Raw genomic sequence first — 6,644 nt, forward strand, 5'->3', positions numbered from 1 at the left:
TTTTTGAGGTCAAAAAAGTCTAAAAGCCTTATCCAACAAGGTTTTTAGATTTATTCAGCATACCCTACTTAGTTTGAAAGATATTTTGTACCATTTTTTTATCCAAACCTGCGGCAATTTTATCTAATTCTGCTATTTCCCCACTGTCTAAACTCCATCCTAAAGCGCCTAAATTCTCCTCAGCTTGCCGAACATTTTTAGCTCCGGGTATAGGAATTGTTCCCTTACAGATACACCAATTTAAGGCAACTTGACTAATAGTCTTATTTTTAGCTTGGGCGATAACTTCTAGGCAACTCATCAGAGGAGAAATAGCGGGAATTAATTGACCAAAAAGGAAGCGACGTAATCCTGGGGGTAAGTTTTTATTATCTCGATATTTCCCGGTTAATAACCCCAAAGCTAAGGGACTATAGGCAATAATTTTAATACCCAATTGCTCACATAGTTCCTTTAATCCTAAGTCAGTGAGGGGATAGGTAGAAAGGAGAGAATACTGTACCTGTAAACTGGTAATAGGAATGCCGCGACTGGCAAACTTTTGATAGGCAGACTTCAATCTTTTCGGTCCAAAATTGGATAAACCGACTCCTTTAACTAACCCCTTTTCCAGACAATCTCCCAATCCGTCTAATAATCCTCCCTCCTGCCATGGCGCATAATTGCCCGTTGACCAGTGCATTTGCACTAAATCCACTGGGCGGCCTAGTCTGGTTGCCGAAGCTTGACAAGCTTTCACCATGGCATGACGGGTTAAACGCCAAGGATAAGGGGCGAGTTTGGTAGCAATACGAATATGATCAGCGTTATAACCGCTATATTCCCCTGTAAAGCGTCCTAATAGCTTCTCACTCTGTCCGTTGAGTTTGCCTGTCCCGTAGGAGTCTCCCGTATCAAATAGGGTGACACCCCGCTCGACGCAGAGATTAAAAACCGCTTGTAACTGGCTATCCATACTCTCATCGTAACCCCAGAGAAGACGATTTCCCCAGGCCCAAGTACCGCAGCCCATGGGGGGAAGGGATAGAGTTTGATGTGTGACTGTCAAGGGATTCATGGGTTAGTTTCTCTGGGTTTTTTCTCAAGCTTTCAGCAAGATATTTTATACTAAATCTGGTTATTAAAGACTGATTATTTATTCCCCTTTTTGCATGAGTGCATGAGAAGAAAACGGGTTTCTCCGAGAAACCCGTTTTCTGTACTAAATCGACTTAGGTTTTTGTTTAACAAATAATCCCCGCAACCAATAGTAAAAACTATCGATATAAGTAAAAATTACCGGCACAACCACCAAAGTTAACAGGGTGGAAGTGGTAAAACCACCAATAACGGCAATCGCCATCGGTGCGCGAATTTCCCCATCTGCACCCAAAGCTAAAGCAATCGGTAACATCCCGGCAATTGTGGAAACGGAGGTCATAATAATTGGTCGTAAACGAGAGACTCCCGAATCAATCATCGCCTGAAACTGCGGTTTCCCTGCCTCAATGCCACTCAGGGCAAAATCGACTAACAGAATCGCATTTTTAGTGACTAATCCCATCAGTAAAACTATGCCAATTAAAGCGTATAAACCTAACTCTTTTTGGGTAATTAAAAGAGCGATTAAAGTACCACCAATCGATAAAGGAAGGGAAGTTAAAATCGCTAGGGGATAGAGAAAATTGTTATACAACAAGACCAGAATCCCATAGATCGAAATAATTGCTAAACTTAATGCCCCCAAAAAACGAGCGAAGATATCGCGCATAATACGAGCATCACCAAAGGGTTCTTCTGTCACCTCTGGGGGTAAGTTTTTCATGATTGGTAAAGTGCGAATTTGTGTCACCGCACTTCCCAAAGAAACTCCCTCTAAATTAGCTCCAATATTAACCTGACGTTGACGGTTAAAGCGTTGAATTTCCGCAGGTCCACTACCTAAGCTAATTGTCGCCACCGAGTTAAGCGGTACTAACGTCCCATTACTGCTAGGAACGCGCAAATTTTGCAGAGTTTCTATCTCACTGCGTCCATCATTGGCAATTTTTACCCGGATGGGAATTTGTCGGTCAGCAAGGTTAAATTTAGCTAAATTAAACTCATTATCGCCGATTAAAGCTAAAGATGCAGTACGAGCGATCGCTCTGACCGAGACTCCCTGATCGGCAGCCCGGACAGGATCCGGTTGAATAATGATCTCCGGTTTAACTAAACTTACCCCGGAACTGACCTCGACAAAACCGGGTAAAGCCCGCATTTCTCGCTCTAATTTTTGGGCAGTTTGGGTTAAAATATCGCCATTTTCACTTTTTAAAATAATAGCGACATCCTTAGTGCTTCCTGCTCCCCCCTGCGCCCGAAAACTAACTCTAGCACCAGGTATCTTCTGGAAATCCCGGCGGGTTTGTTCCTCAAATTGCCGTTGAGTTAGCGATCGCTGTTCCTTAGGAACTAAATTAACATATATTAACCCCGTATTTACCCGTCCCGAATCTCCCGGAATAGCCAAAACATTAGCGACGGCGGTATTTTTTTGCAGTAAACTATTCACCTGATTAGCCACGGCAACAGTATCATTCAAAGTCGCACCGGGAGGCAATTCTAGGCTTATTGTACTTAATCCGGTATCCCCGGAACTAAATAATCCTTTCGGAATCAAGGGAACTAACTGTAAACTACCGATAAAAAAGGCCAAAGCCGCCAATAAAGTCAGGATTCGATGACGTAGGGACCAAGTTAACAAACTTTTGTAGGGACGAAAACGGGGGCGCGAGGAGGGATTATCATCACCAGTTTTGAGCTTTTTCGGCTGTAGAATATAGGCACTTAACATCGGGGTGACGGTGACAGCGATCAAACTGGAAAATAGGGTAGAAACCGCCACAGTAACGCCGAAAGGTTGAAAGAATTGCCCCGGCACACCGCCCATAAAAGCAACCGGCAGGAATACCGCTATAATTGCCGCCGCACTGGCTAAAACGGCTAATCCAATCTCTTTTGAGGCATCAAAAGCCGCTTGCAAGGGTTTTTTACCCATAGCTAAATGTTGATCGATGTCCTCCACCATACACACCGCATCATCCACCAGATTCCCCAAAGCTAAAGCTAAGGCCAGCAGGGTCATACCGTTAAGGGTATAATTTAGGGACTGCATCACCCAAAAAGTCGGGAAAATCGACAAAGGCAGGGCCAAACCCGTGATAATCGTGGCGCGCCAATTGCCTAAAAATAGACCCACCGTGATCACCGTCATCATACAACCAATCAGGAGATCGCTCAGAAGGCTTTCGTAACTAGCACGAATTGAGTCAGCACGGGTAAAAATTAATTGAAATTTAATATCTTCGGGCAGTTGTTTCTTTAAATTCTCGATTTCTTGGCGCACTGCTGTTTCTACCGTCACCAAGGTGCTGCCAGTCCCCCGTAAAATCGAAAAACCCACCACTGGCTGCCCATCTAAGAGGGCCATTTGTCGGGGATCGCTGGAACTATCCCTAACTGTCCCTAAATTGCTTAAGGGGACGGTATCACCGTTAGGTAAAGAGATTTGATAATTTCTTAAATCTTCGATCGTTTCAGCGCTGCCGAGGGTGCGGACAGTTTGTTCACTACCACCGATTTCCGATCGCCCTCCGGGTAAATTAATATTAAAACTGCGAATTTGGTCATTAACCGCCGTGGCCGTGATACCGTAGGCGATCAGACGACCGGGATCTAAATCTACACGCACTTCTCGATCGACTCCCCCAACGCGATCAACTCGTGCTACCCCCGGCACTCCCGTTAAAGCGCGGCCGATTTGACGATCGACTAGATCACTTAATTCGGCGATCGATCTTTTCGGGGAGGAGATGGTATAGTTCATCACCGCCCCCCCGGCAAATTCTAAACGTTGGACAATTGGATCATTAGCATCTTGGGGTAAATCCTGCCGAATTTGCGCTATGGCATTACGCACATCATTGGTAGCGCGATCGCTGTTAGTGCCAAGGATAAAGTTAACGGTGGTGGTGCTGCTGCCTTCGTTGATGGTAGAAGTAATTTGATCGATATTACCCAAAGCAGCCACCGCATCCTCGACTTTTTTGGTGACTTGGGTTTCCAATTCCTCTGGACCTGCGCCGGGTTGATTAACGGTGATAATCACGGCCGGAATGTCAATATTAGGAGAGCGATCGATCCCTAATCCTAGAAAGGCAATGTATCCCATTAAGGCCATAACCAGGGAGATCAGGATCGTCGGAATGGGATTTTTGATAGACCAATTAGAAATATTAAAAGCCATAATTTCAGTTATCAGTTATCAGTTATCAGTTATCAGTTATCACTGATTGCTGTAATTTTGTCGCCATCACCGAGATAGGCTGCCCCTTTGACCACAATGCGATCGCCCGCTTGTAAACCAGTGAGAATTTCCACGCGGTTATTGGGCATAATTTGACCTAATTGCACAGTTTTGGCGGTAACGGTGTTATCAGGTTCAACTAAATAAACTAGAGCTTGATTATCTTTTTGGGGTAAAACTGCGGTCATGGGGAGGGTTAAACTATTGCTAGTATTCGTCACGATCGCACCTCGTAAAAACATCCCCGGTTTTAACCCTGTATTGTCGGTTAAATCGACTTTAACCGTTGCTTGACGGGATGCCTCATCGACGATGGGATTAATTTCGCGCACCTGTCCCGATAGTTTTAAACTGGTATTAGCATCGGAAGTGATAGTAACGGGCGCTCCGACGCGGATTAAGGGCAATTGATTCTCAGGAACCCGCAATCTTAGCTCTAAACGCCCATTTTCGATGATTTTAAAGAGAGCATTTTGACCGTTGGTGGTATCCCCGATGCGGCCATTTCTTTCGGCAATTTTGCCACTGACCGGAGAAATCAGGCGCGTCTCGTTTAATTGGGCGTTAACAATGGCTAAACGGCTTTGAGCTTCCGCTAATTGGGCTGTAGCTTGGGCTATCACTTCAGGACGATTGCCTGCTTGCAATTGTGCCAGTTGCTGCTCTGCTTCTCCTAAACGGGATTGGGTCTGTTGTACGATCGCCGCTTGCTTTCTTTCTTCATTGAGGACTTCATCGAGACGATCCCGGGCGATCGCTCCTTCCGCTTCTAAACTTTGGTTTCTCTGGACGCGTTTTTTGGCCAAATCCCAATCCGATTGAGCTTGACTAATTTCGGCTTTTATGCGTTGAATAGTTTGTTTAGCTCCAGCGATCTCCTCTTTACGGCTACCCGCTTGCAATTCTGCCAAACGCGCCCGGGATTGGGCGACATTTGCCTGTGCTTGGGTTAATTGCGCTTGTAGGACGGTATCATCGAGACGAGCCAAAATTTGACCTTGGCTGACCCTATCCCCTTCATCCACAAAGATTTCTTTGATTTGTAGTCCCGTCGCTTGGGAAAGAATCGGGATTAATTCATCGGCTGCCACGCTTCCAGTCGCTTTCAGGGTGCGGGCCACGGGAGTAAATTCTACCCTAGTGGTGGTTACTGTTTGTGCTGGTGCTTCATTTTTTGCCGCTACGGGCTGAGTATTGGGGTTTTGGGCTGTTTGGGGTCGATTAGCGAAACGAGTCGCCCCCAGGGTCAATAAAACCCCCAATCCCACACCGATAAATAAACCCTTTCCTCCCGATAGCCACGAGTTGGTTTTTGTCGGTTTTGGCGAGTATTCGGGTTCCTCTGGCTCAATTTCGGGTTTAAATGCGATAACTTCGGGAACTAGCGAATTATCGGCTGAATGCTGGTTATTTTCTAGGGTATCTGGCCGCACGGTCTGCCCTCTCGGTAGATTCTGGATAAAATGTTAAGTTTTGTATCCATTTATAATCTAACGGAAAAAGGTCACGGGTGGGGAAAGTGAGAAAGTGGACTTACTGTAAAAATCCCAAATTGTCGTGGTTGGTGAGGATTCAGTAGGCAGTAGTCAGGAGACTCCGAGACAGGAGACTCCGAGACAGGAGACTCCGAGACAGGAGACTCCGAGACAGTAGTCAGGAGACAGTAGTCAGGAGACAGGAGACAGTAGGCAGTATTCAGGAGAATTAAGAATGAGTAATAATCAATTAAATGGTTTATTTAGAGATTTTATGCCAGTTAATCTGGCTCTCCCCTACTTGTGGTCTTGACATCCTCACCGCCGTAAACAGACGGTGATTCCCAAACCTCACGATTTAGGTTTCTGCTTCTTTCCCTTGCGGGGTTTCGCACCTGCCTTAACAGATTTACTCTGTTCTGGTCTTATGGTCGCTCTACAGACTGACACCGCAAGCCCTGCGGCCAAAATATTTTTACTTGCGTTAATATCTCGGTCATGGTGCGTCCCACAGCTTGGACAGTCCCATTCTCGAACATTTAACGGCATTTTCAAGGGCAATATACCCACAATTACTACACCTTTTAGAGCTAGGAAACCATCTATCTAGGGTGTGCTGAAAAATTTTTTCCTGGTGGCTGGGGGTGGGGTGGGGGGTGTGGGGTGTGGGGTTTTACCCATTTTCACCTGGTCAATTACCTCTGTAGTTTAGACTAAATGAGAAACCTAAAAAGAAAAAAGAGGAAGAATCAAGCAAAATAGAGAGAAAATAAAAGATGTTAAAGAATTTATCCTCTCTCTATGACCAAATATAACAGATATACCAGATTTCGCCAAGATAC

At 45.3% G+C, this 6,644-nt stretch carries 3 protein-coding genes and 1 pseudogene; all 4 read right to left on the bottom strand.

Annotation, left to right across the window (positions count from 1 at the left end; genetic code table 11):
• Positions 1-64: 64 nt before the first annotated feature.
• Positions 65-1,057 (bottom strand): aldo/keto reductase, encoded by a 993-nt coding sequence (locus O9332_RS21565; protein WP_002758230.1) that lies wholly within the window; start codon positions 1,055-1,057, stop codon positions 65-67.
• A gap of 144 nt (positions 1,058-1,201) precedes the next feature.
• Positions 1,202-4,267, bottom strand: coding sequence for an efflux RND transporter permease subunit (locus O9332_RS21570; RefSeq protein WP_288027341.1), 3,066 nt, complete (start codon positions 4,265-4,267; stop codon positions 1,202-1,204).
• Between the two features lie 32 nt (positions 4,268-4,299).
• Positions 4,300-5,760: an efflux RND transporter periplasmic adaptor subunit gene (locus O9332_RS21575; RefSeq protein WP_002758233.1), complete on the bottom strand. Its 1,461-nt coding sequence runs from the start codon at positions 5,758-5,760 to the stop codon at positions 4,300-4,302.
• A gap of 393 nt (positions 5,761-6,153) precedes the next feature.
• Positions 6,154-6,412 (bottom strand): annotated as a pseudogene (locus O9332_RS21580) (zinc ribbon domain-containing protein); the annotation flags it as partial.
• Positions 6,413-6,644: the final 232 nt, after the last annotated feature.

It is taken from the genome of Microcystis sp. LE19-10.1B, from assembly GCF_027530565.1.
GTDB classification, from domain to species: Bacteria; Cyanobacteriota; Cyanobacteriia; order Cyanobacteriales; family Microcystaceae; genus Microcystis; species Microcystis aeruginosa.

Excerpts from the sequence above, each read along its gene's own strand:
- O9332_RS21565 (WP_002758230.1), bottom strand. The coding sequence starts at position 1,057 with ATGAATCCCTTGACAGTCACACATCAAACTCTATCCCTTCCCCCCATG.
- O9332_RS21570 (WP_288027341.1), bottom strand. The coding sequence starts at position 4,267 with ATGGCTTTTAATATTTCTAATTGGTCTATCAAAAATCCCATTCCGACG.